The organism is Psychroflexus curvus (assembly GCF_020164585.1).
GTDB lineage: Bacteria > Bacteroidota > Bacteroidia > Flavobacteriales > Flavobacteriaceae > Psychroflexus > Psychroflexus curvus.
The window spans coordinates 402,564-428,952 of record NZ_JAIQZF010000001.1 but is presented as its reverse complement, the minus strand read 5'-3'; the positions used below and the strand labels follow the sequence as shown (position 1 = coordinate 428,952).

Below are 26,389 nucleotides of genomic sequence, written 5' to 3'. Positions count from 1 at the left end.
TAAAATTAAGGAATGAATCGCTGGTCTACAGGCTTTATTTCAACTTTAGCGTTTTATTTAGACTTGGTTATGTGGGCTGAGTTCCAATCAACTGTCAGGCATGAATAACTTCATTTATAAAGTCCACTTTTACCAGACCATCTTCATCTATTTCATTTAGAAGAACTTGATGCTTGGTGTTGACCAAGTCAGGATTCCAAAAGGTTTTCACTTTGACGTAATTTTCGGTGAAACCAGTTATGTAACCAGATTTATTTTCACCTTCAAACAAGACTTCGTGAGTAGATTCCAACTGACTTTCATAAAAAGCACGTCTTTTTTTGGCAGAAAGCCCTCTCAGCATTTTACTGCGTTTTTTTCTGACTTTCGAAGGCACCACATCTTCCATCTCAGCAGCTGGTGTATTATCCCTTTCAGAAAAGGTAAACACGTGCAAGTACGAAATATCCAATTCGTTTAAAAAATTGTAGGTTTCTAAAAACAAGTCATCGGTTTCACCAGGAAAACCAACGATGACATCCACACCAATGCAGGCTTCTGGCATTTTTTCCTTAATGTGTTCAACGCGATCCACGTATAGTTCTCTCATGTAACGTCGGCGCATTTTTTTCAAAAGCGCATTGCTCCCACTTTGTAAGGGAATATGAAAATGTGGCACGAAACAATTGCTATTAGAGACAAAATCTATGGTTTCATCTTTAAGTAAATTCGGTTCGATAGAAGAAATCCGAACTCTGTCGATTCCTTCGACATGGTCAAGTGCTTTTACAAGGTCTAGAAAGGTGTGCTCGTGTTTTTTATTTCCGAACTCGCCTTTACCATAATCTCCAATATTGACGCCAGTTAACACAATTTCTTTGATGCCTTGCTCAGAAATTTCTTTCGCATTTTGAAGCACATTTTCCAGCTTATCAGACCTTGAAACACCTCGTGCCAAAGGAATCGTACAATAAGTACATTTGTAATCACAGCCATCCTGAACTTTAAGAAAAGCCCGAGTCCTGTCGCCTATAGAATAAGAACCCACATAGAAATCGGCTTCATCGATCTCGCAGGAATGCACTTCGCCAAAGTCATTTTTGGTCAGATCTGTTATATAATCTGTCACTTTAAATTTCTCAGTGGCTCCAAGCACCAAATCAACGCCATTGACTTCTGCAAGTTCTTCTGGCTTTAATTGTGCATAACAGCCAATTCCTATGATAAATGCATCAGGATTTGATTTTTGAGCTTGCTTAACGATGGTTTTAAAACGCTTATCAGCATTTTCGGTGACGCTACACGTATTGATGACCACCACATCAGGATCGCTCTCGAATTCGACACGCTCGTAACCTTCTTCCTGAAAATTTCTTGCTATAGTGGAAGTTTCAGAAAAATTTAATTTACAGCCTAAGGTATAAAATGCAACTTTGGGTGTGGACATAATTTAGTTTTGGAAGATTTTTCTTAACGAAAACAAATTCAGAAGAAACCTCTATATTCGCAATTGTTTGCAAAGATACCAACTAAAATTTATTCCCGAAAATTGAACTCCTACTCTATTTTTTCTTTGTTATTTCTACTGAATTGGTTAGTGCTGACTTCATGTTCCAACTCTGAACTGAAGAATCGCGATCACTTGGTCTTTAGATACAACGAACATGCAAACATTACCTCATTAGATCCCGCTTTTGCGAAAGATCAACGCAACATCTGGCCTTCGCATCAGCTATATAACACCCTGGTGAAACTCGATGAAAACCTGGCCATTGAAGGTGATATTGCTCAAGCCTGGTCAATTTCTGAAGATGGTTTGACTTATACTTTTAAATTGAAAGACGATGTGTTCTTTCATAAACACCAGATTTTTGGCAGAGATTCGACACGACAGGTTCTCGCTTCGGATGTGGAATACAGTCTAAAGCGCTTAACTGATCCGGACGTAGCTTCGCCAGGAAGCTGGGTGATGTCGGATGTAAAGCGTATTAAAGCTCTCAATGATTCCATTATAGAAATAGAACTCAGTCAAAAATTTCCAGCCTTTCTAGGGTTATTAAGCTCAAAATTCTGTTCTGTTCTTCCTGTTGAGATGGATCAACTGGATTTTCAAACTTCACCTATTGGCACAGGCCCTTTTAAATTCAAGCGCTGGGAAATTGGAGAAAAACTGGTGTTGCGAAAAAACAATCTTTATTTCAAAACAGATGCTGAAGGCAATCCGTTGCCTTATTTGGAAGCTGTAGCCATCACTTTTTTACCAGACAAACAAAGTGAATTCTTAGCATTTGTACAAGGTAAATTAGATTTTCTAAGCGGTTTAGACCCGTCTTATAAGGACGAGCTCATCACTGTAACCGGTGAACTCAATTCCAAGTTTGAAACCGATATTGCTATGGAAAAAAGTCCATACCTTAACACAGAATACCTGGGGTTTTATTTAGATTCTGATTCTGAAGAAATGAAATCTAAAGCCTTTCGCAGAGCAATCAATTACGCCTTCGATAGAGATAAAATGATAAAATACTTAAGGAATAACATTGGAATTCCTGCTCATAAAGGCTTTATCCCCGAAGGACTTTCGGGTCGTGCAAAAATTCGGGGCTTCACCTACCAGCCTGAAAAAGCCAGGCAACTAATTCAAGAATTTAAGGAAGAAACAGGTATAAAAGCCCCGACACTTATCATCAGTACTAACCCATCTTATATTGACCTGGTGGAATTTATTCAAAAGGAAGTTCAGAGAATTGGTGTTCAAGTGGCGATAGATGTCATGCCGCCTTCTACCATAAGGCAAAAGCGTTCTGCAGGGCAGCTGGAAACGTTTAGAGCGAGTTGGATTGCAGATTATCCCGATGCTATCAATTATCTGTCTTTGTTTTACAGCGAGAACTTTTCTCCCAATGGCCCTAATTACACGCATTTCAAAAATGAAACTTACGATCAGCTTTACGAAGAGGCTTTAAGCCTTACCAAAGATTCTTTGAGGTATGAATTGTATGCTCAAATGGATTCATTATTGATTGAAGAAGCGCCAGTGGTTCCTTTATATTATGACGAGGTGGTCAGGTTTAGGTCTAAAGCTGTGGAAGGCCTGGGTATTAATCCATTTAATCTTCTGGATCTTTCTGGAGTAAAAAAAACTAAGTAGAGCTCCTCTTTATTTAACTATTCTAAGTTTTCCTTTTCTATATTTGAAAAAAACCGTCTTATGGAAATTTCAAGTATAATCATCGGTGGTGTCATAGCCTCTATTTTGGGGTTTGTCATCGCGAGACTTATAGATCGCTCTTCCATTTTAAAATGGAAAACCACCTCTTCGCATTTTGAAAAACTTTATACTGAATCGCTTCAGCGTGAGGAAAAAGCCAAAGACGAGTATTTGAAAGCTATCGACAAGCTTCAAACTGAATTGAAATCGGAAGTAAGTGAACGCTATCAAATTCAGAATAAATTGACCCAAAAAGAAACTGAGCTTGAAGGATTACAAAGACAATGGGCTGAGCAAAAAACAGAGATGCAAGCCTTACAAAAGAAATTTGGAGAAGAGTTCGAAAACTTAGCCCAGCGCATTTTGGAGCAGAAATCAGAAAAGTTCACTTTGGAAAACAAAAAGAATATCTCTCATATTTTGGAACCTTTGAAAGAAAGACTTAATTCTTTTGAAACCAAAATTGAAAAAACGAATACCGATTTCTTGAGGGGACATTCACAACTTGGAGAGCAACTGAAGCATTTGAACGAACAGAATTTGAGAATTTCTGAAGAAGCTAATAACCTTACCAAAGCTTTGAAAGGCGATAACAAAACCCAGGGCAACTGGGGGGAAATGATTTTGGAAAAGGTTTTGCAGAAGTCTGGCCTGGAAAGGGGAAGAGAGTATGACATTCAGCAGCATTATAAAGATGAAAATGGGGTAAGTAAGCTGCCTGATGTTGTCGTATATCTGCCTAATGAAAAGCTGATGGTGATTGATTCCAAAGTAAGTTTAAAGTCCTATGAAAACTATGTAAATACTGAAAATAAGCAGGAAAAACAGATGTATCTGAAAGCGCATGTAAAGTCTCTGGAAAATCATCTCAAAGGCTTAAAAGAAAAGCAGTATGATTTATTGGGTGGTGAAGCTTCGCCGGATTTTATACTGATGTTTATTCCTGTGGAACCGGCTTTATTCCTGGCGCAAAGTGAAAACTCGAATTTTTTCTATACTGCTTTTCAGGATAACATTTTGATGGTAAGTCCTACAACTTTACTTTCTACACTGAGAACGGTGGATATGGTGTGGAGTAATGAGAAACAGCAGCAAAATGCGCTCGAAATTGCGAAACATGCCGGGGATCTATACGATAAGTTTGTGAATCTGATTGAAGGACTGGATGCCGTTGGAAACAGGATAGACTCTACAAAATCTACCTACGATCAAGCCATGAAAAAGCTAACAGGACAACAAAACCTCATAAAAGATGTGGAAGCCCTTAAAGAATTTGGGGTCACTTCCAAAAAATCAATTAATTCAAAATGGATATCCAACACATAAAACCAAACCCATGATCAAAAAATTTAAACATAGTTCAGAATCTGCTGTCATACTTAGCCAATTGATGCTTCCCTCCCATTCCAACTTTGGAGGTAAGATTCATGGCGGCTTTATTCTATCATTACTTGATCAAGTGGCTTTTGCCTGCGCTTCCAAACATTCAGAAAATTACTGCGTCACAGCAAGTGTAGATCGAGTTGATTTTTTAAACCCTGTTGAAGTTGGAGAACTACTGACTTTAAAATCCACAGTTAACTATGTGGGGAGAACGTCTATGGTAGTAGGTGTGCGAGTAGAAGCTGAGCATATACAGGATGGATCCAAAAAACATTGCAACTCTTCATATTTCACAATGGTTGCTAAAGATGAAAAAGGCAAATCCATAGAAGTCCCAGGTTTAGAACTAAGCTCTGAAGATGACTATAGACGATTCATTAAAAACATTAAGCGAATGGAAAATAGAAAAAAGCACGATGAAATTTTCTCAAATTTTGCTTTTAATAAGCAAGAATTTCATCAGGTCTTAAAAGATTATAATGTTATTATGAAATAATTTTGATATATTATCATAATTTATATTAAATATAAATAGATACCATAATTTGAGATTTATTTAATTTAAAAAGATTTTTTTAAGATATAGAAAATTAATGCTTGTAAAATAGTTTGATTATTTATATAATCAAAATTAAATTTTTACTATAAAAAATACAGCACCCCCTAAAATTTAGGGGGTGCTGTATTTTATAATACACTTTATTGTAGTTTAGACCCATTAAATATAAAAAACTTATGAAAAAAATCGAAGCAATCATTAGAAAATCAAAATTTGATGATGTGAAAGAGGCACTACATCAGGTTGAAGTTAATTTTTTCAGTTACTGGGATGTAACTGGAGTTGGTAACGAGAAACAAGGTCATGTTTATCGTGGTATTTCTTATAGTACAACAGATATTCAAAGACTTCATTTGTCCATTGTGGTTTCAGACGAGTTTTTAGGTCGTACTGTAGATGCAATCCTGGAAACTGCCTATTCTGGTAAAGTTGGTGATGGTAAAATATTCATCTCCGATATAATAGAAGCGTATCGAATAAGGACCAAAGAAAACGGAAAAGAAGGCATCAAATAATAACCAATTAAAAACTATAACTTATGGATTCAGGATTATTTACAGCAAACAATATATGGATGATGTTGGCTACGGCTTTAGTATTTTTCATGCATACTGGTTTTGCATTCTTAGAAATAGGACTAACAAGACAGAAAAATACAATAAACATATTATTCAAAAATGTATTTATTATCACGGGAGGCTTACTCCTTTATTACGCATTTGGTTTTAATCTCATGTACCCAGGTTTTGCTGAAGGAGATATGGGAATATTGAACTTTGCAGGATTTGGTATCGATGCACCCGAAGGTGGTATGACCCCTGCTTATGCAGATGGAGGGTATACCTGGTGGACAGACTTTTTATTTCAAGGGATGTTTGCAGCAACAGCAGCGACTATAGTTTCTGGAGCTGTCGCCGAACGCATTAAAATAGGTTCTTTTATGATTTTTACTATTATCTATGTCGGTTTGATTTATCCAATAGTAGGTTCCTGGAAATGGGGCGGCGGTTTTCTTGATTCCTGGGGATTTTATGATTTTGCAGGCTCTACCTTGGTACATTCTGTAGGTGGCTGGGCAGCTCTTGTAGCTATAGCCCTTTTAGGAGGCAGAATAGGAAAATTCACTAAAGACGGAAAACCTAAAGCTATCCCTGGGCACAGTATTCCGCTAGCGACAGCAGGAGTTTTAGTACTTTGGTTAGGCTGGTTCGGTTTCAACGGAGGCTCTGTTTTATCTGCAGATCCTGAACTCACTTCTTTAGTATTGGTTACCACTAGTCTTGCAGCAGCTGCTGGTGGATTTGGAGCAATGATATTTTCTACACTTCTCTATAAAAATCTAGATTTAACTATGTTCTTGAATGGTATCCTGGGAGGTCTTGTTGGTATTACAGCAGGTGCTGATCTCATGTCTCCAAATGAAGCCGTCGTTATTGGTTTAATCGCTGGATTAATAGTGGTTGGAGGAATAGCTTTGATAGACAGACTGAAATTGGATGACCCTGTAGGTGCTGTAACCGTACATTTAATCTGTGGAATATGGGGAACCTTAGCTGTAGGTATTTTTGGATCTTTAGCAAGTGGAGAACAATTACTTCTTCAACTCTACGGGGTCCTTATCATTGGTGCCTTTTGTGCATCTACATCAGCAATTATTTTAGTTATTATCAAATCAACAATTGGCTTACGAGTGTCAAGAGAAGAAGAATTAGAAGGCTTAGATATTCATGAACATGGTATGGATGCCTATTCAGATTTTCAAATACATGAAAGTTAAATAAAAAACGGAGCGTTTTGCAGAACGCTCCGTCACTACTACTTTCAAAATCATTTTAAATTAATATATCAACGCAAATTGTATAAAACCTAAAAAATATGAAAGCAATATTATTTACAAAATACACGAAAATTATCCTATTCACCAAACTAATGTTATTAAGTTTATTGGTGTCAGCCCAGGAAGAAACTGAAACTCCTAAGCTTGAGTTTAGTGGCTCTATAGATGTGTATTACAGAGCAAATATAAATGGAGATAATTCAGCTCCAAACGGGATTCCCAATGCCGCCCCAGGCAGCTCTTTTGCGAATTTACCAGGTTTTGCATTAGGTATGGCCAATATTATAGCTTCATACCAGGGAGAAAAAGTGGGGTTCGTGGCCGACTTGGTTTACGGACCAAGAGGTACTGATGCTATCTTTGCATCTCCAATATATTCAGCAACTGGTAATATTATCAATCAAATGTATGCGTATTGGAACGTTAGTGAAAATGTGACCTTAACGATGGGTAATTTCAATACATTTTTAGGTTACGAGGTCATTTCACCTTCTGCCAATTTCAATTATAGTACCTCTTACCTCTTTTCTTATGGTCCATTTTCTCATACTGGCTTAAGAGCGGATTTCACCCTTTCTGAAGATTTCAGTTTAATGTTAGCCATTATGAACCCTACCGATGTGACTGAGTTGAATTTGGATGGTAATTATGCCTATGGTGCTCAATTAGGTTACAGCGGTCAATTTTTGAATTTCCTTCTAGATGACGGGGCTTTTGAAATTGATTATACAGGGGGGTTCGATTTTTCTGATAACTTTTTCTTCGGCATTAACGCGGCTTATTATGACGGGGGTGACAACAATCCAGGTTTTGCTGGTGTAGCACTTTACCCACAATTAGATACGTCTGAAAATTTCACTTTGGGCTTAAGAGGTGAATATTTTGTAGAAGATGGAAGTTTTGGTGCTATAGGGACAAGTGTTGCAGATTCCAGTGTTTTTGCAGTTACCTTAACAGGAAGTGCCAACATTGGCAGTTTGACGATAAAACCTGAGTTGAGATTGGACAGTGCGACAGATGATTCTGCTTATTTCCTAGATAACGATTTAGTTCCACAAAAGAGTTTGTCATCGTTTTTACTGGCTGCTATATATTCTTTCTAGTATTGTAGTAAAACCGAAGTGATGTTTTAAAATTTTAAGTTTGTTTATGTTTGTATTGATGACTTCATTGTACCGTCTCTTTCAAAAGAGACGGTTTTTATTACGAATTTGAGTCAGAATATATTTAATAAACTAAGAACAAGCTTGATTTACTCATCCCAAAACCAAATAATAAGGGTCTTTTAACTGAATTAGTACTAATACCTGGTGTAATAACTTCTAGCTGAAGGAGGCTGGACTGAATCTTTCTGCCATTTGTTTAAAAGCTCCATAAACTTAATGTCAATTTTAGGTGCCTGAGATTCCAGACTTCCAGATTGGAATTCTCTTTGTAAAATGTCTTCAACGTAAAAGTCTTCCTTAACTGCTGACGGGTTATATTCTTCTTTAAGTGATATATTGAAAAAATTAGCAGTCGTATTGTACCAAAAAGCCCTCCAACCAGACCTTAAATCTTTAACTAAATCAAAGGTTGTTTCACCGGTTTGACGATGAATTAATTTCACTAAGATTTGACCTTCGGTCTTGGTTAATTTTTTCAACTCTTCTGTAAACTCCTCCTCAACATAGCGTTGAATTATCTTGGTGTATTTATGCTTACCTCTCTCAGATTCAATATTTTCTAGACGCTGGTTCAAGGTTTCGAAGCGTTCTGAAGCTAATTTAGCGTAAGGCCAGACTTTTTTAGTTTTTCGTTTAAGTATGAGGTAACTCCTGAAATCATCCCTGCTTTCAAATCTCAGTTTAGGCAAAATAATCACTTCATCAAGCTCAACTTCTGTAACCCAAGTCGAATCCTGGTCCATAATCATATATTCTCTTTGAACTTGAACAGAATCAATTGAGATTTTCTTGTATTTATAGTCTTGAGCACTTATGGATAGAACCACAAACAAACAAAAACAAGCACTAATTTTCACGATAATTTTATTTAACATCATACAATCCAAAATCATTCCAAAATTAAGATTTCGTTTTCAACTATATCTCAATACTTTGCTAAATTAGCACATCAAAAACATAGACATATGAACGATAATTCGCTAAATTTTTTAGAAAAATATTTAAATAACGCAGCTCCTACCGGATATGAATGGGAAGGACAGAAATTATGGATGGAATACCTAAAACCTTATGTAGATGAGTTCATTACAGACACTTACGGAACTGCTGTCGGTGTTATTAACCCAGATGCTGATTTTAAGGTGGTGATTGAAGGTCATGCTGATGAGATTTCATGGTATGTGAATTATATCACCGATGAAGGTTTGATTTACGTGATTAGAAACGGTGGAAGCGATCATCAAATTGCAACTTCAAAACGTGTAAACATCCATACCAAAAAAGGAATTGTAAAAGGTGTTTTTGGCTGGCCTGCGATTCATACTCGTGACAAGTCAAAAGAGGAAACGCCAAAAATCGAAAATATATGCATCGATGTAGGTTGTTCAACTAAAGAAGAAGTTGAACAACTTGGTGTTCACGTAGGTTGTGTCATCACTTATCCAGATGAATTTTTCATACTGAATAATGACAAATTCGTTTGCAGAGGTTTAGATAATAGAATGGGTGGCTTTATGATTGCTGAAGTAGCCAGAATGCTGAAAGAAAACAAGGTAGAATTACCTTTTGGGCTTTACATCACCAACTCTGTTCAGGAAGAAATAGGCTTACGCGGGGCAGAAATGATAAGCAATACGATCAAACCAAACGTTGCCATTGTGACTGATGTCTGCCATGACACCACGACTCCAATGATAGACAAAAAGAAAGAAGGTTTAACCAAAATTGGTGCAGGCCCCGTCATCAGTTATGCGCCGGCAGTTCAGAATAAATTACGTGAATTGCTCATCGATACCGCAGAAAAACATAAGATACCTTTTCAGCGCTTAGCCGCAAGCAGAATGACTGGTACAGATACAGATGCTTTTGCTTACAGTAACGGCGGAGTAGCCTCAGCTTTGATTTCTCTGCCACTCAGGTACATGCACACCACCGTAGAAATGGTACATAAAGATGATGTGGAAAATGTAATTCAACTGATTTATAATTCTTTATTAGAAATTAAAGAAGGTGAAAACTTTAGTTATTTTAAGTAAGACTTGATTAGAGATAAAAAACCTGTCTCAGTTTAAAAAATTGAGACAGGTTTTATAGATTATGGAATTATCCCTTACTTCTTTGAAGGCTGAGATGGTCTTACTTCCACTTTGCTTGGTAATGTTCTTGGATTCATTTTGAACAAATCAACTACAAGCTCACCTAAATCTTCAGGTTGAATTTTCCAGGCATCGCTTTCATCTGGTGTGTTCCCGTTAAAATGAGTGGCGACAGAGCCAGGCATTATGGTGGAAACATTTACCCCATAATTTCTTAAGTCCAGCATCACCGCTTGAGTAAATCCAGTTAGACCAAATTTACTGGCATTGTATGCAGAACCTTTGGCGAAGAAGTTGGTTCCAGCAAGACTGGATATCGTTATAAAATAACCTTTGCTTTTCTTTAAAGCGTCTACACTAGCTTTGATGGTAAAAAACACACCTGTAAGGTTTGTGTCTATGGTTTCATTCCACTGTTCTTCGGTTAGATCTTCTATGCTGTGATAGTGCCCTAAACCAGCATTGGCAATCACATAATCGAGTTGACCGAATTCTTTCAAAATCTTATCAACCGCATTTTTCTGAGATGCCAATTGTCTTACATCAGCTTCAATTCCAATAGCTTTTGCAGCTGGATTTGAACTTTTTAGCAATTCTACAGCTTCATCAGCAGAAGATTGAGAACGACTTGTTATAGCTACATTTACGCCTTGTTTCATCAGTGCATCTGCAACTCCAAACCCTATTCCTTTACTTCCTCCGGTAATATATGCTACTTTATTTTTCATTTGTATTATAATTTGTGATTCGATTTAAAGTTACAGTCTATATGATAAGACCATCTTCATTTTAAATAGTTTTAACGTCATCAATGCTACTTTTCTACTTTTACAATTACTTTTGAATCAAATTCCAGTTCATGTCTAAACCAAAGCCTAAAAAAACTAAGTTCAATAAAGTTATAAAGATTTCATTCGTAGGGATAGCTTCTGCTCTGCTCCTTTTCTTGTTATTTTTTGGAAGCATTTACTTTGGCTTATGGGGTAAAGTCCAAAATGAAAAAGACCTGGCTAATATTCAACAATCTGAAGCTACTGAAATTCTTGACCATAAAGGGGAGATCATTGATAAGCTCTACAAATACAATCGCCAGTCTATTTCTTATTCTGAAATTCCAAAACATCTCATTGAAGCTTTGGTAGCAACTGAAGATGTCAGGTTTTATGAGCATGACGGTGTCGATAACTATAGTTTATTACGTGTGTTTTTCAAAACGATTTTATCTGGAGATAAATCATCTGGTGGAGGAAGCACCATCACTCAACAGCTAGTCAAAAACATTTATGGCCGGAAATCGTATGGGATATTTAGTTTACCAGTCAATAAACTTAAAGAAAGTATCATCGCCAAGCGTATTGAAGACATGTATTCAAAAGAAGAGATTTTAGAATTGTATCTAAATACTGTTCCATTTAGCGGAAACACCTATGGAATAGAAAGTGCAGCTCAGTTATTCTTCAGCAAAACCACATCTGAATTAAACTTACAGGAATCGGCCACCATGGTGGGAACTTTAAAAGCCAATCACTCCTACAATCCCAGGTTATTTCCAGAACGAAGTCAGTTGAGACGAGACGTGGTCATCTCACAAATGGAAAAATATGGGTATTTATCTTCCAGTCAGGCGAATACTGCAATGACAGAGCCAATTCAACTGAACATTTCAGAAACAAACACCTTTCAAAGGCAATATTTTATTGATCTGGTGAGATCTGAAGCTGAAACTGTTTTGAGTGAATTTAAAAAACCAGATGGAACCGCTTATAGCATCGAAGAGGACGGTTTACAAATTCATACCACGCTAGACTTAGATCAACAAAAGCTATTAGAAAATTCAGTAAGAACCCACATAAAATACCTACAGCCTCTTTTTGAAGCTGAATATGGTACCAATTCACCCTGGAAGGATGAAGAGCTTCTTTTAAAGTTAGCAGAGAGGACAGCAGCATATCAAAACTGGAAAGCTCAGAAATTATCCTCTGAGCAAATTCTGGACAGCTTAAAAAAAATCAACCCAAGAGAAGTGATTATAAACGGCAAAACAACTGTTTTACAGTTATCTAAATTAGATAGCTTAAGCCATAGCTTGAAACAAATAAACGCTGCTAGTTTAAGTGTAAATCCTGTAACTGGTGAGATTTTGGCCTACGTTGGTGGAGCAGATTATCGATTATCAAAATATGACATTATAAAAAATGCAAGACGTCAGGTTGGCTCTACTTTTAAACCGGTGGTTTATGCAAGTGCACTCAAAAATGGCTTAGAGCCCTGTGATTACATTTCTGCTAAAGAGATAACTTACACCAATTTAGACAACTGGAGTCCACAAAATTCATCGGGAGATGATGAAGATGACCCCTATCTCAATTATTCATTGAAATATGCGCTGACCAACTCTATCAATACCGTGAGTGTAAAGGTTTTGGAGCAGGCCCGTATTTACAATACCATAACCATGGCTAAGAGCATGGGAATCACTTCAGAATTAGTTGATAAGCCTTCTTTGGCCCTTGGAGTAGCCGAATTAAATATGAAAGAACTAGCTAAGGTCTATTCAAGTATTGCAAACCAAAGTAAGGTTCCAGAACTCTATTTCATCACCAAAATAACCTCCAAGACGGGTGAAGTAATTGCTGAATTTGATACCAAATCGCCTCAGCTTTCAGATTTAAGCCCTAAAGATAGTCGGCTATTACTTGCTATGCTGGAAAACGTGGTGGATGAAGGGACAGCAAAACGACTGAGAACCACTTACGGTTTAACTCAAGATATTGCTGGTAAAACTGGAACGACGCAAGACAATAAAGACGGTTGGTTTGTGGCGATTACTCCTAAAATGGTCAATATTACCTGGGTAGGCAATAACAACCAAAGTATAGGTTTTAAAACGACAAGGCTCGGACAGGGCGCAAATACGGCTTTACCTATATTTGGAAAATTGTATCAGGAAATGAGCAGAGACTCTCAATTTAACGCCATAACCAACGCCAGTTTCTCTAACCTAAGTGCTCAACAGCAAGCAGCTTTAGATTGTGAGGACCAAAAAAGGGATGGTTTTTTCAAACGTTTGTTTTCCAAAGATGAAATAGAAAAGGAGTTTAAGAAAAAGGAAAAAGAAAAAAGAGGATTCTTTAGTCGATTATTTGGAAAAAATAAAAATTAGTCTACTTCCACTCTACTAGCTGTATGTTTTGCTTCAGGAAATCACTTTCTTCATTAGAGATATACATTTTTCCTAGAGAGTCGAACGATAAGCCTTCAGGCTGTTGAAAATTTTTAGGATTGAGCATATATAGTTGTTTGGGAAAGCCGTCAGAACGAAGAATCATAAGCTTAGGAACTTTCGAATCCAAAAGAAAGATCTCACCTGTTTGTGGGTGTATGGTCAATTCAGAAGCAGAAAAGCCACGCTTTATAAATTTAGGCTTTTCGACTTTAACTATCGAGTCACCATAACTTAAAGACGTAAAGGGTTCTTTTCTTTTAGTAAAATCCTCTGGATTCAGCTTATAAATAATAAGGTTATCTCCGTTTTCTGTTAGGTTATTTTCTTTTGGAATTGTTAAAAAAGTATTTGTTCTAGAATGAAAATCCAGGCTCTCCATGTCATTTGAAGAATTAAATTCTGTTTTATAAGTTTCGATTTTTCTTGTATCCGATTTAAAATCGATGACTTTGTAAATATTACCGTTGCTTTCCATGATAAAGGCTGTGGAATCTATAATACGGATAGATTCATAATCACCCTTCGGACCAAATTCAATTTCCTTAGTGATTTGCTTAAGCCCTAAATCATAAATAAAAATGATACCATCTTCATCCTGAATACAGGCAATTTTGGTATCATCCACATGACTAATACCAGACACTTCCTTTAATATAGGTGGAAGCTCCCAGGTTTTTAAAACGTTGAGACCATCTGTATAGTCGTCATCTGATTTTGAAACTAGATAAACCAACCCGGAACTGATTAGTATTACTCCAATAATCAAAAATGCAATTAAATTTTGTTTCATGCTTTTTAATAGAGTAAAATAGAGTTCTAAAGATGCCACATAATATGTAAATTTGCAAAAATTTCACCCATGGATAAGACTTCATTAGCTAGGTATTTTTATAATTTGTTTATATCTAACGATTATGTTGGTGAAACAGCAGCCATCTACCTGAATGCATTAATAAATATTATCATTCTATCATTTTTTAGTTTCATTGCGTTCAAATTACTAAGATATGTTGCAAAAAGCCTTTTATATAGGTTATCATCAAAAACAAAAACGCAATTCGATGATTTTCTTGTTAAGAATAAAGTTTTTGTTTATATCTCTAACTTGATTATACTTTTTATTTTATATGAATTCATTCCTGTAATTCTTATCGACTTTCCAGATTTTGAAATCTATTTAGAAAAAGTATTCGAAGTTGTGATCATTTTTGTTGCTATCTGGATTCTGAGGTCCATTTTAATGACTTTTAAAGATTACCTGAGAACTTTTGCGTCATTTAAGGACAAACCAATTGAAAGTTATATCCAGGTTTTTATGATCATTATTTGGATTGTGGGTATCATCATTGTCTTTTCAGCAATTACAGGAAAACCACTTGTTAAATTCTTAGCGGCACTTGGGGCTTTTTCAGCGGTCTTACTTTTGATTTTTAAGGATACTATCTTAGGCTTTGTAGCAAGTATACAGGTAACTGTTAATGATACCGTAAGACTTGGTGACTGGATTACTATGGAAAAATATGGTGCTGATGGAGATGTTTATGAAATCAATTTGGCTTCTGTGAAAGTGCGGAATTTTGATAACACCATTACTACAATTCCAACTTATTATTTGATTTCAGATTCTTTCAAGAATTGGCGTGGGATGAGTATTTCTGGCGGAAGACGAATTAAACGTTCTATCTTGATAAAGGCAAACAGCATCAAGTTCCTTTCTGAAAGCGATATAGAAGAGTTGAAAAAAATCAAACTTATTTCAACATATATTCAGAATAAACAACAGGAAGTCAATGAATATAATTTAAAGCATAAAGTTGACAAAACTGTTCAAATCAACGGAAGAAATCAAACCAATTTTGGTGCTTTCAGAATTTACATAGATCATTATTTGGATCAACATCCAGATATAAATAAGGACATGATGATGATGACGAGACAGCTTGCTCCTACTGCCGAGGGTATTCCACTAGAACTTTATGCGTTTTCAAAAGACAAAATCTGGGCAAATTATGAACGTGTCATGGCTGGGATTTTCGATCATCTCTTAGCTGCTATTCCGTATTTTGAATTGGAATGTTTTGAATATCCATCGGGTAAAGACCTTAAGTCGCTGTCTTCAACTTTTGAACCTTCTAAAGATACATGAGAGATTTTATTTATTTCATAAAAGAAAATTTTAGAAAATTAAGCTTTGGATGGACACTTACTTTTTTATCTAGTTTTGGTCAAACCTATTTGATTTCGCTATATGTAACAGAAATCTCTTCTGAATTTGCCATAACCGAAGGAACTTTTGGAGCTATTTATGCCATTTGCACTGTGTTAGCATCTTTCATCATGCTTACTGTTGGGCATACAGTCGATCACATTTCTGTAAAAAAAGTTACTGCATTCACCGTTACTTGTTTGGCATTTTCTTCCATATTGATGGGGATTTCTTATCATATAGCTTTTGTATTCATAAGTCTCGTAGGCTTGCGCTTAACTGGTCAAGGTATGCTCAGTCATATTAGCATGACCATTCTTTCGAAATTTTATGATAAGAACCGTGGTAAAGCTTTAAGCTTTTCTACCCTTGGCTTTTCTTCTGGAGAAATTGTCTTGCCATTACTTCTTGCCTTTTTCATTGCCTGGTTCGATTGGCGTTGGGCAATGATAGGTTCAGGAATTTTTCTGCTTCTCTATTTATTAAGACTGTATTTTACAGATTTAGACCATTTCAATAAGCAACTCAGCGTTGGAAGGCCATCCTCTTTAAGTTTAGTTAAGGATTTTGGAAGTATTATCAATGACAGACGATTTTTAATCCTAATGCCTACAAGCTTTGCCATCAGTTTTACAGCAACTGCTGTCATTTTTTATCAATATGTATTTGTGGAGCAAAAAGGGTGGTCACCCCAGTTATATGCTGCTTTTTTTACAGGTTATGCCATTACCAGACTGATTTTTTCACTTGCCGGGGGACTTTGGGTTGATAAGTTTACGGCCAAAAAAATGTTTAGGTTTTATCTCATTCCTATAAGCTTAGGCTTATTGGCATTTGCTCTTATAGATAGCATTTTTGGAGCGCTTACGTTTTTGTTGATGATGGGAATAACCGTGGGCATGTCTGGAACTATAAAATCCTCCATACTGGCAGAAGTCTATGGTATTGAAAAACTAGGAGCCATAAGAAGTTTATTCACCATGTTTATGGTGGTAAGTACAGCTCTAGGCCCTTTAATTGTGGGGTGGATGATAGATGGAGGTTTAAGTATAGAAACGATTATGCTTAGTTTGTTTGCTTTTTTAGTATTATGTGCTTTAAATGCTCAGCGTATTAAAGAGGTCCCTACTATTTCTCCGGATCGGTAATTTAACAAATACTTAATTCATTTGTTGGGTTAAAAATGTGGTGAAATTCAGCTTTACCCTTATTTTTGCTACTTGTTATGAGTAAGAAAAAGAAAAATCCAAATCGTAAATCTCATCTGAGGTTATTACATCAATATTATACCTATACAGGCTTTTACAGCTTCTTAGGTAGGAGTTTGATTAAGGCTGCTCCTCCAATCCTTATTTTTGTTGCTATTCTACTTGGAATACACTTTTTTGTAATCGATGTAAATACGATGCTGGTATATATTACAGAAAACTTCCCTCCAGTAGCCGTTTTCGCTATATTTTTCGCTTCAGAATCTATTTTAGGACTTATTCCTCCAGAAATTTTTATCGCATGGTGTGGTAAATCTGTTTCACCATGGGGTTTTCTAAGCATCTTAGCCATGTTGTCATATATGGGAGGCATTATTTCTTATTTTGTAGGAAGAGGTATAGCTAGTATTCCTTCAGTATTCGTTTTTCTTGAGGTAAAAATGGCTAAGCATATTAAAAACATGAGAAAGTGGGGAGGAATACTCATTATTGCCGGGGCACTACTCCCCTTACCTTTTGCTGTTGCCAGTATTTCTGCTGGAGTTATAAAATTTCCTTTTGGCAGCTATTTGCTTTACGGCATTTTGAGATTTGCTCGATTTGCTATTTATGGAGCATTGATTTTTGGTGCGTTGTAAGAAATACACTCTACTTTTTAATTGCTTCAACAGACCAAGGTTTATGAGCCCAGGCATCATACCACAGAAAGAGTCTTTGTTCTTTATTCAATTCTAAATAAACAAAAAAAAGGGCCATTTGAAAATAGCCCTTAGTTCTTATCTGAATTAATCCATAAAGTGATCGTTGATTTTAACTCTAAGTTTTCTGACATAGTCTTCATAAAGCCAGTCTCTGTAATTTTTAGTATTGTTGATGATACAATTGGAATAGCGCTTTATTCTGTCTTTTATATCATCTTTAAGTTCCCGGGCTAGAATTCTGGCGTCAAAAACATCTTCAGAATTTTCTGCACACATTTTGGCGTGTTGCGCTATAGACTCTTCCAATACGAGTTTTGATTTTTCACCATTGTTGACGGTTTCATTATAGCGTCTTCTGATGTCAAACTCGGTATCGTCTGAATTTTTAAACATTTCTTTAACTTCATCTGGCATTTCATACTTGAAGTTGAGTTCAATTTCTTCATCAGAAACCATGTTATCCAGGAAGTAATCTGGATTTTCGAAAATCATTTGCCAATCTACAGAAGCATTCCAGGGGCCAAACCTGGCGATATTGTTACCAAGGTCAATCACATTAAACGTATCTTTATCAGGAAGTTTACGGGATCCTCTTCCAATCATCTGAAAGTAAAGCGTTAAGGATTTAGTCGCTCTGTTTAAAATTATATTTTTGACAGTTGGCTCATCAAAACCTGTCGTAAGAATACTTACAGAAGTAAGAATGGCATCAGGTTTTTCTCTGAACCACTTTAGTATAGCTTTTCTCTCTTTTTTATTATGAGTATTGTCAAGGTGTTTTATATCGTAACCGGCATCCTTAAAGGTCTGGTATACATACCAGGAGGTATTAATACCATTATTAAAAATTAAGGTTTTTTCGCCCTTGCACTTTTCTTCATAAGCTTGAATTAGCTTTTCCTGCATATCCAAGTTAGTGTACAAATCTTCAGAAGATTTTACGGTGTAATCTCCGGTAATTCCTACCTGAAGCGTACCAAGACCTACATCATAACTGAACATTTTGGCCTCTGCTAAAAATCCTTTTTCTATCAAAGACGATATGGAATTCCCAACGATAAGTTCCTCATAATTTCTGTGCATAGGAAGCTTTATGTTAGAACTTAATGGTGTTGCGGTTACACCAAGTATAAAGGCTTTGTCCAGGTATCCAAAAAGTTTTGTAAAAGAGTTATAGTGGGCTTCATCGATAATTGCTAAGCCAACATTTTTCATATTCAGCTTTTCTTCATTCAATCTATTGTTCAAGGTTTCAACCATTGCCACAAAACACATGTACTCATTATCATCCGGAAGCTCTTTTACTTTGGAATTAATGATTTTGTTTCGCACGCCAAAGCCTTCGAGCATATCTGAAGTTTGTTTACAAAGCTCGATCCTATGGGTAAGTACGATAACCTTTTTCCCTGTTTTTTCGATATATCGTCTTACGATTTCAGAAAAAACAACAGTCTTACCCCCTCCGGTTGGTAGTTGATATAAAAGATTAAAATTATCTGGAGAATTCTCAATCTTATCAAAAATCTTTACTAAATCTTTTTCTTGATAATCGTAGAGGCTCTTTTCTGCAGTGTTTTCAGGCATAAACTTCCTAGAGTTGAATTAAAATTTACTATAATAAGATTTGCAAAAATACGCAGATTAAAGGGTTTATTGAAATTATTTAGCAAATTATAAATCAAAATCTAAGCATAGCAGGCAACATGTTAAATATTGATACATGCATATTTTTTAAAAATAGTAGAAACAACTACCAATATATATAAACTAAAAATTATTTTTGCATAACATCTAAAATATAAAACCCTTGGAAAATAAAAAAGCATTAAAGCTAATAGATTCTATTGTCAAAACTCTTGAGTCAAACGAAATAGTAACTGATGATGTGGTAGAAATGGTAAAAGAATTACGCCCTTACGCAGTAGAAGAAAGCTTACCTGTCGTGGCTAAAACCTTAAGATTGGTCACTGAACATGTAGAAGAAAATGAAGTTTTTGCGATTCCAATTCCACAGGACGAGCCGCTTGTTGATGAAGAAACTGGTGATGAAATAGAGTCAGAAAATTCTGAAATCATCACAGGTTCTGAAAGTCTTTTATATTTAATCAATTTGATTAAAAAGTCAGAAAACCCTATAAATAAGGCTGAAATAAGAGAATATAATCGCAAAATGGAAGCTTTTGCCGAATAGTAAATAGTATGGGAAGAGCATTCGAATTTAGAAAAGCAAGAAAAATGAAGCGCTGGTCTGCGATGGCCAAAACCTTTACAAGACTTGGAAAGGATATTGTTATGGCTGTGAAAGAAGGCGGTCCAGATCCAGAAACCAATGCTAAGCTGAGAGCCGTTATTCAAAATGCGAAAACGGCAAATATGCCTAAAGACAATGTGGAGAGAGCTATCAAAAGAGCTTCCGACAAAAGTCTTGGCGATTACAAAATTGTTTTATATGAAGGTTATGCTCCTCATGGGATTGCTATACTTGTGGAAACCGCTACAGATAATACCAACCGAACAGTGGCCAACATAAGATCTTATTTTAATAAAAGTGATGGGAACTTAGGCACATCCGGTTCTGTGGAATTCATGTTTGACCATACTTGCAATTTCAGAATTGCTTCAGAAGGAATAGATGTTGAAGAATTGGAGTTAGAAATGATTGACTTTGGGGCTGAAGAAGTATTTGAAGATGAAGATGGAATTATGATTTATGCACCTTTTCAAAATTTTGGAGCAATCCAAAAATATTTAGAAGAACGTCATATCAAAATCGAGTCTTCTGGGTTTGATAGAATTCCTCAGGTAACTAAAACGCTTTCTGAAGAACACAAAGAAGATGTTGAAAAACTTTTAGAGAAAATTGAAGAAGATGATGATGTTCAAAACGTCTATCATACGATGAATGAATAAATTAAAAAGGCTGGATGTTTATCCAGCCTTTTTAATTGTAGAAAATAACCATTACATATTTTCAAAAATCGATTTCATCAATCGAGTCTTATCATTAAGACTTTCTTCCATAGAAATCATGGTTTCTGTTCTGCTTACACCCTCAATGTCATCGATAAGAAAAATAATGTTTTTAGCGTGCTCTGTGTTTTTAGCTCTTATTTTGCAAAACAGATTGAATTTACCAGTGGTAACATGAGCTACGGTAATGTTTGGAATTTCTTCTATTCTATTGAGAACAAACTGAGTTTGAGATGTCTTTTCTAGAAAAATTCCTACATAAGCTATAAACGTATAGCCCAATTTTTTATAGTTTAAAGTAAGTGATGAACCGATAATGATACCACTTTCTTCCATTTTCTTAACACGTACATGAACAGTACCCGCAGAAATGTCTAATTTCTTAGCAATATCTGTAAACGGAGTTCTAGTATTGTCGATGAGCATATTTAGAATCTGATGGTCTGTCTCGTCAAGCTTGAGTTTTCCTTTCATATGTAAAATCTTATATTATTAAATAAAATGCAATATTAATCAATAATTATGATTAATAAAGAAAGATTCGACTAAATATTTATCAATTATATAACGAAAACGTTATTGTTGAGTATAAACGATGATAAAACCTGTCCTTCTTCAAATTGTACTGGTTTTTTAAATCGTAAAACCTGATTCTTAACATCTAACTCTCGATGTCCATAATAACCAGCCGGTATATCAATTTTATCAATGACAGGAATAAACTCTATTTTATTTTCACTTAAGGTTTCTTTGAATTGAATTGCTACATCTATTGACTTATTAGTATGACTTACATTCCTTAAGATAACGTCATAAAAAAGTTTTTTATTTTCAGGAATTTCAAAGTATTTTTCTACTGAATTTGATTTTTTATCATTTGCAACATCAATAATCATCTTTAACAAAGCGATAAAGATATACTTTCGAGTTTCATCTCGATCATAATCGTTGTAAAAATGACCCGCTTCAAACAAAACAGTAGGTGTTCCTTTTTTCTGAAAATAATCACCGACACAATTAATGTTGAAACCATCATCGTACCTACCAACCTGATCTGGAATAAATTCTTGCAGGAGTTGATTTGCAGAAGAAATTAAGCTCATGGATTTTGATCTCGTATCATCAATCTCCCGCTCTTCGTTGAAGGATGGCGATAGAAATGAAACTGTAGCAGGTTTATCTGTATTTCCTGCACTAAAAATAGTCCGTTGATCATGCATATTAAAACACACATCAGGTTCAAATTCAACATAAATGCTTTGTAATATTTTACTTTCAGACTGAGTCTTTAAATAAGCATCTCTGTTTAAATCAACTCCATTGGAATTCACCCGGGTGAAATTAACTGCACCATCAGGATTTAAAACGGGAACAATAATTAAACTGCAGTTCTCTAATATATTCCTTGAAATTTCTGGATAAACCAAAAAATAATTCAATAAATCCAGGACCGATTTTGTAGTTGTGCTTTCATTTCCATGCATCTGAGACCAAATCAAAATCTTACGAGATCCTTTTCCTACACGAAATGAAGAAATGATTCGACCTTCCTCAGAATGGCCTTCATTTTTGATTTTTAACTTGTTTGACAAGGTTTTATAAACATATAAAATATCTTCTTCCTTTATATACCTTCCCTGAAGAGAGTTTATTTTGAATTCTGAATAAGTTCTTATTATCTCAGAAAAATTAAGTTGCTTTAAATCCATGTTTACAAAAGTATAAAAATAAGAATATACAATTGTAAACAATTAGGGTTATTAATTTTGTTACATTTGTAAACTAAGTGATTAGAGGAATTATTCATTATCCTTGTCTAGGATGGAATTTTTCCGATCCATTATAATATTTACGTTAAAATGCTTGTTTAGAGTTATTTAGTACGCTTTACATCTAGTAAAGATTTAATATAAGTACCGCTTATTTTAATAATTACATGTCAATTCATTAGAATTGTTTACATTAGTAATCTTATAAGTTTAATGTTTTCTTTTTATAATTTACAATGGTAAACAGTGAGGATTTTTCAAGACGTCTTAAAGATATTTTCGATTACTACGAGTTATCTGCATCTTCCTTTGCAGATAAAATTGATGTAGGCAGGGCTTCCATTTCACATATTCTTTCTGGAAGAAATAAACCTAGTTTAGATTTTGTGATGAAAGTAGTTTCTACTTTTGAGGAAGTTGAACTCTATTGGCTTTTAAATGGAAAAGGACACTTTCCCCCTTCTGCCGGGAAAGAAGAGAACAAAGCTGAAAGGGCAACTGAAGCATCCAGTGATCCTCAGGAAGTTAATTCTGATAGAGATTTAGTTGAAAATGATATAGACACTCAACCCATTGAAACATCTAGAAAAAAAATTAAAAAGGTGATTATTTTCTATGCAGATGGGAGCTTTGAGTCTTACGAAAATTATCCCAAAATCTAAGCCAGTCAGTTGATTTAAACTAATTTTGCACAAAAAAATCAAATGCGTCATCTTATTTTACTTACGAGTTTAAGTTTATGTCTAGCCTCCTGTTATAATCCTGAGCGTGAGTGTAAAGATTTCAAAACTGGCAAATTTGAATTTGAAACTTACCTAGATGGTGATTTGGTAAAGACTACCTTTATAAGAAACGATTCCATAGAAATTGAAATCTATGAAAATAAAAAAGACACAGCCTCCATTCGATGGATCAACGACTGTGAGTACGTCTTGAAATCATTAAACCCTAAAAATATGGCTGAGGAAAAACCTATCCATATGAAAATACTTTCCACCTCAAAGAATTCTTACACCTTTGAATATAGCATTGTTGGAAAGGATAAAAAACAAAAAGGACGTGTGACTAAAGTTAACTAATCAAACAAAGATGATTGATTAGAGCTAGACTTCTCCTCATTTGTATCTTCTTCTTCAAGTTCATCAATATCTTCCTTGTAAGGTAGAGGATCCAGCAAATCTATTTGCTTAATATTTTCTGATGTCAGCTGGTTTCCCTGGGCTTTAATCCCTTTTACAGCAATAAATTCTTCAATATTTACGGTGTCATTCTCTTTTCTATCCTTACCTCTGGCCTTTTTATATTCAATTTCTATCCTTGGAATATAATCTGTTGACACCACCTCGAGTTGGGAATTTGGATGGTCGGTAATGATTAACTCTTCTTTATCGGGCTGATCTATTAAAAAACGTTTCACATAATAGCGTTCTTTCTCTCCTTCCCAATAGATAACAGAAATCGGTTTTTTGGGATTCCATTTTTCAATGACTATCACATCATTTTCAAAGCGGGTTGTCAATTCTGGGATTATAGTTTTTGCAATTCCATTTTGTCGGATAATCAACAACCTGTCTTCACCTCTGAAGGCTCCAAGCAGTTCTCCTCGGTCATCGACATTAAGACGTCTAACAGTTTCATCGAACCAGATTTTGCGAGGTTTTAGCGTTGAAACTCCTTCTTCTTTCATTTCTACACTTTTAATCGGCATTTTGGAAACTAAATTTCCTTTTACGTTTCTGCCTTTTATAGCTAGTTCAGAAAAATCAATATCAAATTTTAGACGTTTCAAGCCTTTTTTCTGTCTCAGAAAAACTGTAACCAACTCGGCTTCACCATTAGGATTTGCAGAAAAATATAAAACTTTAGTACCAGGTTTATCTTTACCAACACTATAAGCTCGATCTCTGGTAATGGAAGTCACAGCAAATCTTTTCATATAGTTATACCCCGCTTTACCATCCCTGTAAATCAAGTTGTAGATAGTTCGTTTATCTTTTTTCTTAAAAATCCCAACGTAGATAATATTCTTACCTATAAAGGTTTTGTTTTCTACTTTGGTCACCATCATAGTGCCATCTTCAGTAAAACATATGATGTCGTCAATATCGCTACAGTCGGTAACATATTCATCCTTCTTCATAGAAGTCCCTACAAAACCTTCACTTCTGTTCACATAAAGCTTCGTATTTCTAATAATGACCTTGGTGGCTTCAATGTCTTCAAAAAGCTGAATCCTTGTTTTACGCTCCTTTCCTGCGCCGTACTTATCTTTTAAATTTTTAAAATAATTGATGGAATAATCAATCAAATGCTCCAGATCGTGTTTTACACTTTCTATATCTCCTTCTAAAGCTTCAATTTTTTGCTCAGCTTTATCAAGATCAAATTTGGAGATCCTTTTGATTTTAATTTCAGTTAATCTGGTAATATCATCTCTTGTGATATCGCGTTTGAGATGTTTGATGTGTGGCTGCAAACCTAGATTAATGGCTTCTATAACGCCTTCCCAGGTTTCTTCTTCCTCAATATCTCGATATATCCGTTTTTCAATAAATATCTTTTCTAATGATGCAAAATGCCACTGTTCCTCTAATTCACCTAGCTTTATTTCCAGTTCAGATTTAAGTAAACGAACCGTATTATCTGTGCTTCTTCTCAAAAGTTCTGAAACCCCAAGAAAGTGTGGCTTGTCATCAATAATTACACAACTTAAAGGAGATATAGAGACTTCACAATTGGTAAACGCAAACAAGGCGTCTATCGTCTTATCCGGCGAAATATTATTGGGTAAATGAATTAATATTTCAACTTCAGAAGAGGTGTTGTCTTCAATTTTTTTGATTTTGATTTTTCCCTTGTCATTTGCTTTCAGAATAGAGTCTATAAGGGTTGAGGTATTGGTAGAATAAGGGATTTCATTAACAATTAGCAAATTCTTATCTCTTATTTCAATGTTTGCTCTAACACGAAGTTTCCCTCCTCTCAATCCGTCATTATAATTAGACACATCCACAACGCCGCCAGTGGCAAAATCAGGATAGATACTAAAACGTTTACCTTCCAGATGTTTTATGGATGCTTCTATAAGCTCAATGAAATTGTGAGGTAGTATTTTTGTACTCAGGCCAACAGCAATTCCCTCAGCACCCTGAGCTAATATCATTGGAAATTTTACTGGAAGATTTACAGGTTCTTGCTTTCTACCGTCATATGAAATTTGCCATTCTGTAGTTTTTGGATTAAAAACCACATCCAAGGCAAATTTAGACAAGCGTGCTTCAATATACCGTGAAGCTGCGGCACTATCACCGGTTAGAATATTTCCCCAATTTCCCTGAGTATCTATGAGAATATCTTTCTGACCTATATGGACAATAGCATCTCCAATACTCGCATCTCCATGAGGATGGTATTGCATGGTATGCCCTACAATGTTAGCGACTTTCGTGTAACGGCCATCATCCAAATCTTTCATGGAGTGTAAAATACGTCTATGAACAGGTTTAAAACCATCTTCAATGGCGGGCACAGCCCTTTCCAATATGACATAAGACGCATAATCCAAGAACCACTCCTCGAACATTCCGGTGACTTTAATGGATTCGTCTTTAGCAGTTGAGTCAAAATCATCTTGAGAACCAGAAGTCAAATCTAAATCGTCACTCATAAGTTAGGTAAGTTTTTTTCTATTATTTTATCGAGAGATAACTTTAAATATTTCGTTTTTTTTGGGCTCAACATACTGATATTTATATGAATATTTTTATCTGTATATTTTGTTGAGTATACAACGCTTAATCTTCTATAAACCAGAAAATTATATATTTGATAAGTTTTAATTTTTTCTTTTTTTATTTCATGAATTTTAGTTCTATAATTCATGAATTCTGATAGAATTGCACCTCTATTGAGAAAACTAACTATACTGCCCTCACTATCATACTCAAAGTATTTTCCAGCAAAATAAATATAAGTTAACCATAAACCAACAAAAATTAATGAAGCATGATAATATTTATCTGAAGGAAAAAGTTGTTTTCCTAATTGCTGATTCAAAAAAATGATTAGAAAAAAGAGT

24 protein-coding genes are annotated in these 26,389 nt (G+C 35.3%); 15 read left to right on the top strand and 9 right to left on the bottom strand.

The genetic code is table 11. From position 1 onward, the window contains the following. Positions 1-94: 94 nt before the first annotated feature. A complete protein-coding gene (gene mtaB, locus LB450_RS01840; protein ID WP_224486144.1) occupies positions 95-1,426 on the bottom strand; it encodes a tRNA (N(6)-L-threonylcarbamoyladenosine(37)-C(2))-methylthiotransferase MtaB in 1,332 nt (443 codons plus the stop codon). A gap of 102 nt (positions 1,427-1,528) precedes the next feature. Here mtaB and LB450_RS01835 point away from each other — a divergent pair, with 102 nt between their 5' ends. The 6 genes from LB450_RS01835 to LB450_RS01810 all read left to right on the top strand — a co-directional run bounded on the left by LB450_RS01835 (position 1,529) and on the right by LB450_RS01810 (position 8,072). Next, a complete protein-coding gene (locus LB450_RS01835) occupies positions 1,529-3,130 on the top strand; it encodes an ABC transporter substrate-binding protein (protein WP_224486143.1) in 1,602 nt (533 codons plus the stop codon). Between the two features lie 60 nt (positions 3,131-3,190). Further along, entirely contained in the window at positions 3,191-4,516 is a 1,326-nt protein-coding gene (gene rmuC / locus LB450_RS01830) for a DNA recombination protein RmuC (RefSeq protein WP_224486142.1), read from the top strand. A 10-nt stretch (positions 4,517-4,526) separates the two neighbouring features. Then, the gene (locus LB450_RS01825; RefSeq protein ID WP_224486141.1) at positions 4,527-5,069 is read left to right on the top strand and encodes an acyl-CoA thioesterase; all 543 of its coding nucleotides are present in this window, start codon (positions 4,527-4,529) and stop codon (positions 5,067-5,069) included. 239 nt (positions 5,070-5,308) lie between these two features. Continuing rightward, positions 5,309-5,647 carry a P-II family nitrogen regulator gene (locus LB450_RS01820; protein WP_224486140.1) on the top strand — a complete coding sequence of 113 codons (339 nt, stop codon included), beginning with the start codon at positions 5,309-5,311 and terminating at the stop codon, positions 5,645-5,647. A gap of 23 nt (positions 5,648-5,670) precedes the next feature. After that, complete coding sequence (locus LB450_RS01815) at positions 5,671-6,909, top strand: ammonium transporter (RefSeq protein WP_224486139.1); 1,239 nt, start codon at positions 5,671-5,673, stop codon at positions 6,907-6,909. Positions 6,910-7,007: 98 nt separating this feature from the next. Then, positions 7,008-8,072, top strand: a complete 1,065-nt coding sequence (locus tag LB450_RS01810; protein WP_224486138.1) for an outer membrane beta-barrel protein — start codon at positions 7,008-7,010, stop codon at positions 8,070-8,072. 197 nt (positions 8,073-8,269) lie between these two features. Here LB450_RS01810 and LB450_RS01805 read toward each other — a convergent pair whose 3' ends face one another. Next, positions 8,270-8,992 carry a DUF4294 domain-containing protein gene (locus LB450_RS01805; RefSeq protein ID WP_224486137.1) on the bottom strand — a complete coding sequence of 241 codons (723 nt, stop codon included), beginning with the start codon at positions 8,990-8,992 and terminating at the stop codon, positions 8,270-8,272. 108 nt (positions 8,993-9,100) lie between these two features. On the opposite strand from LB450_RS01805, the gene LB450_RS01800 reads away from it, so the two are divergent. Further along, entirely contained in the window at positions 9,101-10,171 is a 1,071-nt protein-coding gene (locus tag LB450_RS01800) for a M42 family metallopeptidase (protein ID WP_224486136.1), read from the top strand. Positions 10,172-10,245: 74 nt separating this feature from the next. On the opposite strand, the gene LB450_RS01795 is transcribed toward LB450_RS01800, so the two are convergent. Next, on the bottom strand, positions 10,246-10,959 hold the full coding sequence (locus LB450_RS01795; protein ID WP_224486135.1) for an SDR family oxidoreductase: 714 nt from the start codon (positions 10,957-10,959) through the stop codon (positions 10,246-10,248). Between the two features lie 131 nt (positions 10,960-11,090). On the opposite strand from LB450_RS01795, the gene LB450_RS01790 reads away from it, so the two are divergent. Beyond that, complete coding sequence (locus LB450_RS01790) at positions 11,091-13,394, top strand: transglycosylase domain-containing protein (RefSeq protein ID WP_224486134.1); 2,304 nt, start codon at positions 11,091-11,093, stop codon at positions 13,392-13,394. A gap of 1 nt (position 13,395) precedes the next feature. Here the strand turns inward: LB450_RS01790 and LB450_RS01785 are convergent, their stop codons facing one another. Next, positions 13,396-14,247: an SdiA-regulated superfamily protein gene (locus LB450_RS01785; RefSeq protein ID WP_224486133.1), complete on the bottom strand. Its 852-nt coding sequence runs from the start codon at positions 14,245-14,247 to the stop codon at positions 13,396-13,398. A gap of 69 nt (positions 14,248-14,316) precedes the next feature. On the opposite strand from LB450_RS01785, the gene LB450_RS01780 reads away from it, so the two are divergent. The 3 genes from LB450_RS01780 (at position 14,317) to LB450_RS01770 (ending at position 17,509) form a co-directional block, all read left to right on the top strand. Then, entirely contained in the window at positions 14,317-15,603 is a 1,287-nt protein-coding gene (locus LB450_RS01780) for a mechanosensitive ion channel family protein (RefSeq protein WP_224486132.1), read from the top strand. Beyond that, positions 15,600-16,811 carry an MFS transporter gene (locus LB450_RS01775; protein ID WP_224486131.1) on the top strand — a complete coding sequence of 404 codons (1,212 nt, stop codon included), beginning with the start codon at positions 15,600-15,602 and terminating at the stop codon, positions 16,809-16,811. The genes LB450_RS01780 and LB450_RS01775 overlap by 4 nt, the downstream gene beginning before the upstream one ends. 77 nt (positions 16,812-16,888) lie before the next feature. Further along, positions 16,889-17,509: a YqaA family protein gene (locus LB450_RS01770; protein ID WP_224486130.1), complete on the top strand. Its 621-nt coding sequence runs from the start codon at positions 16,889-16,891 to the stop codon at positions 17,507-17,509. Between the two features lie 147 nt (positions 17,510-17,656). Here LB450_RS01770 and LB450_RS01765 read toward each other — a convergent pair whose 3' ends face one another. Further along, a complete protein-coding gene (locus LB450_RS01765) occupies positions 17,657-19,156 on the bottom strand; it encodes a DEAD/DEAH box helicase (protein WP_224486129.1) in 1,500 nt (499 codons plus the stop codon). Positions 19,157-19,379: 223 nt separating this feature from the next. On the opposite strand from LB450_RS01765, the gene LB450_RS01760 reads away from it, so the two are divergent. Both LB450_RS01760 and LB450_RS01755 read left to right on the top strand, forming a co-directional pair. Then, positions 19,380-19,763, top strand: coding sequence for a hypothetical protein (locus LB450_RS01760; RefSeq protein ID WP_224486128.1), 384 nt, complete (start codon positions 19,380-19,382; stop codon positions 19,761-19,763). Positions 19,764-19,771: 8 nt separating this feature from the next. Further along, complete coding sequence (locus tag LB450_RS01755) at positions 19,772-20,482, top strand: YebC/PmpR family DNA-binding transcriptional regulator (protein ID WP_224486127.1); 711 nt, start codon at positions 19,772-19,774, stop codon at positions 20,480-20,482. A 51-nt stretch (positions 20,483-20,533) separates the two neighbouring features. Here LB450_RS01755 and LB450_RS01750 read toward each other — a convergent pair whose 3' ends face one another. Then, positions 20,534-21,016, bottom strand: a complete 483-nt coding sequence (locus tag LB450_RS01750) for an Lrp/AsnC family transcriptional regulator (RefSeq protein WP_224486126.1) — start codon at positions 21,014-21,016, stop codon at positions 20,534-20,536. Positions 21,017-21,102: 86 nt separating this feature from the next. Next, a complete protein-coding gene (locus LB450_RS01745) occupies positions 21,103-22,251 on the bottom strand; it encodes a M14 family zinc carboxypeptidase (RefSeq protein WP_224486125.1) in 1,149 nt (382 codons plus the stop codon). 296 nt (positions 22,252-22,547) lie between these two features. Here LB450_RS01745 and LB450_RS01740 point away from each other — a divergent pair, with 296 nt between their 5' ends. Together LB450_RS01740 and LB450_RS01735 are read left to right on the top strand one after the other, a co-directional pair. Continuing rightward, positions 22,548-22,973, top strand: coding sequence for a helix-turn-helix transcriptional regulator (locus LB450_RS01740; protein ID WP_224486124.1), 426 nt, complete (start codon positions 22,548-22,550; stop codon positions 22,971-22,973). Between the two features lie 42 nt (positions 22,974-23,015). Continuing rightward, positions 23,016-23,390 (top strand): DNA topoisomerase IV, encoded by a 375-nt coding sequence (locus tag LB450_RS01735; protein WP_224486123.1) that lies wholly within the window; start codon positions 23,016-23,018, stop codon positions 23,388-23,390. Here the strand turns inward: LB450_RS01735 and LB450_RS01730 are convergent. Together LB450_RS01730 and LB450_RS01725 are read right to left on the bottom strand one after the other, a co-directional pair. After that, entirely contained in the window at positions 23,387-25,978 is a 2,592-nt protein-coding gene (locus LB450_RS01730; RefSeq protein ID WP_224486122.1) for a DNA gyrase/topoisomerase IV subunit A, read from the bottom strand. The two genes, LB450_RS01735 and LB450_RS01730, sit on opposite strands and share 4 nt — an antisense overlap. Further along, entirely contained in the window at positions 25,975-26,367 is a 393-nt protein-coding gene (locus tag LB450_RS01725; RefSeq protein ID WP_224486121.1) for a hypothetical protein, read from the bottom strand. The genes LB450_RS01730 and LB450_RS01725 overlap by 4 nt, the downstream gene beginning before the upstream one ends. Positions 26,368-26,389: the final 22 nt, after the last annotated feature.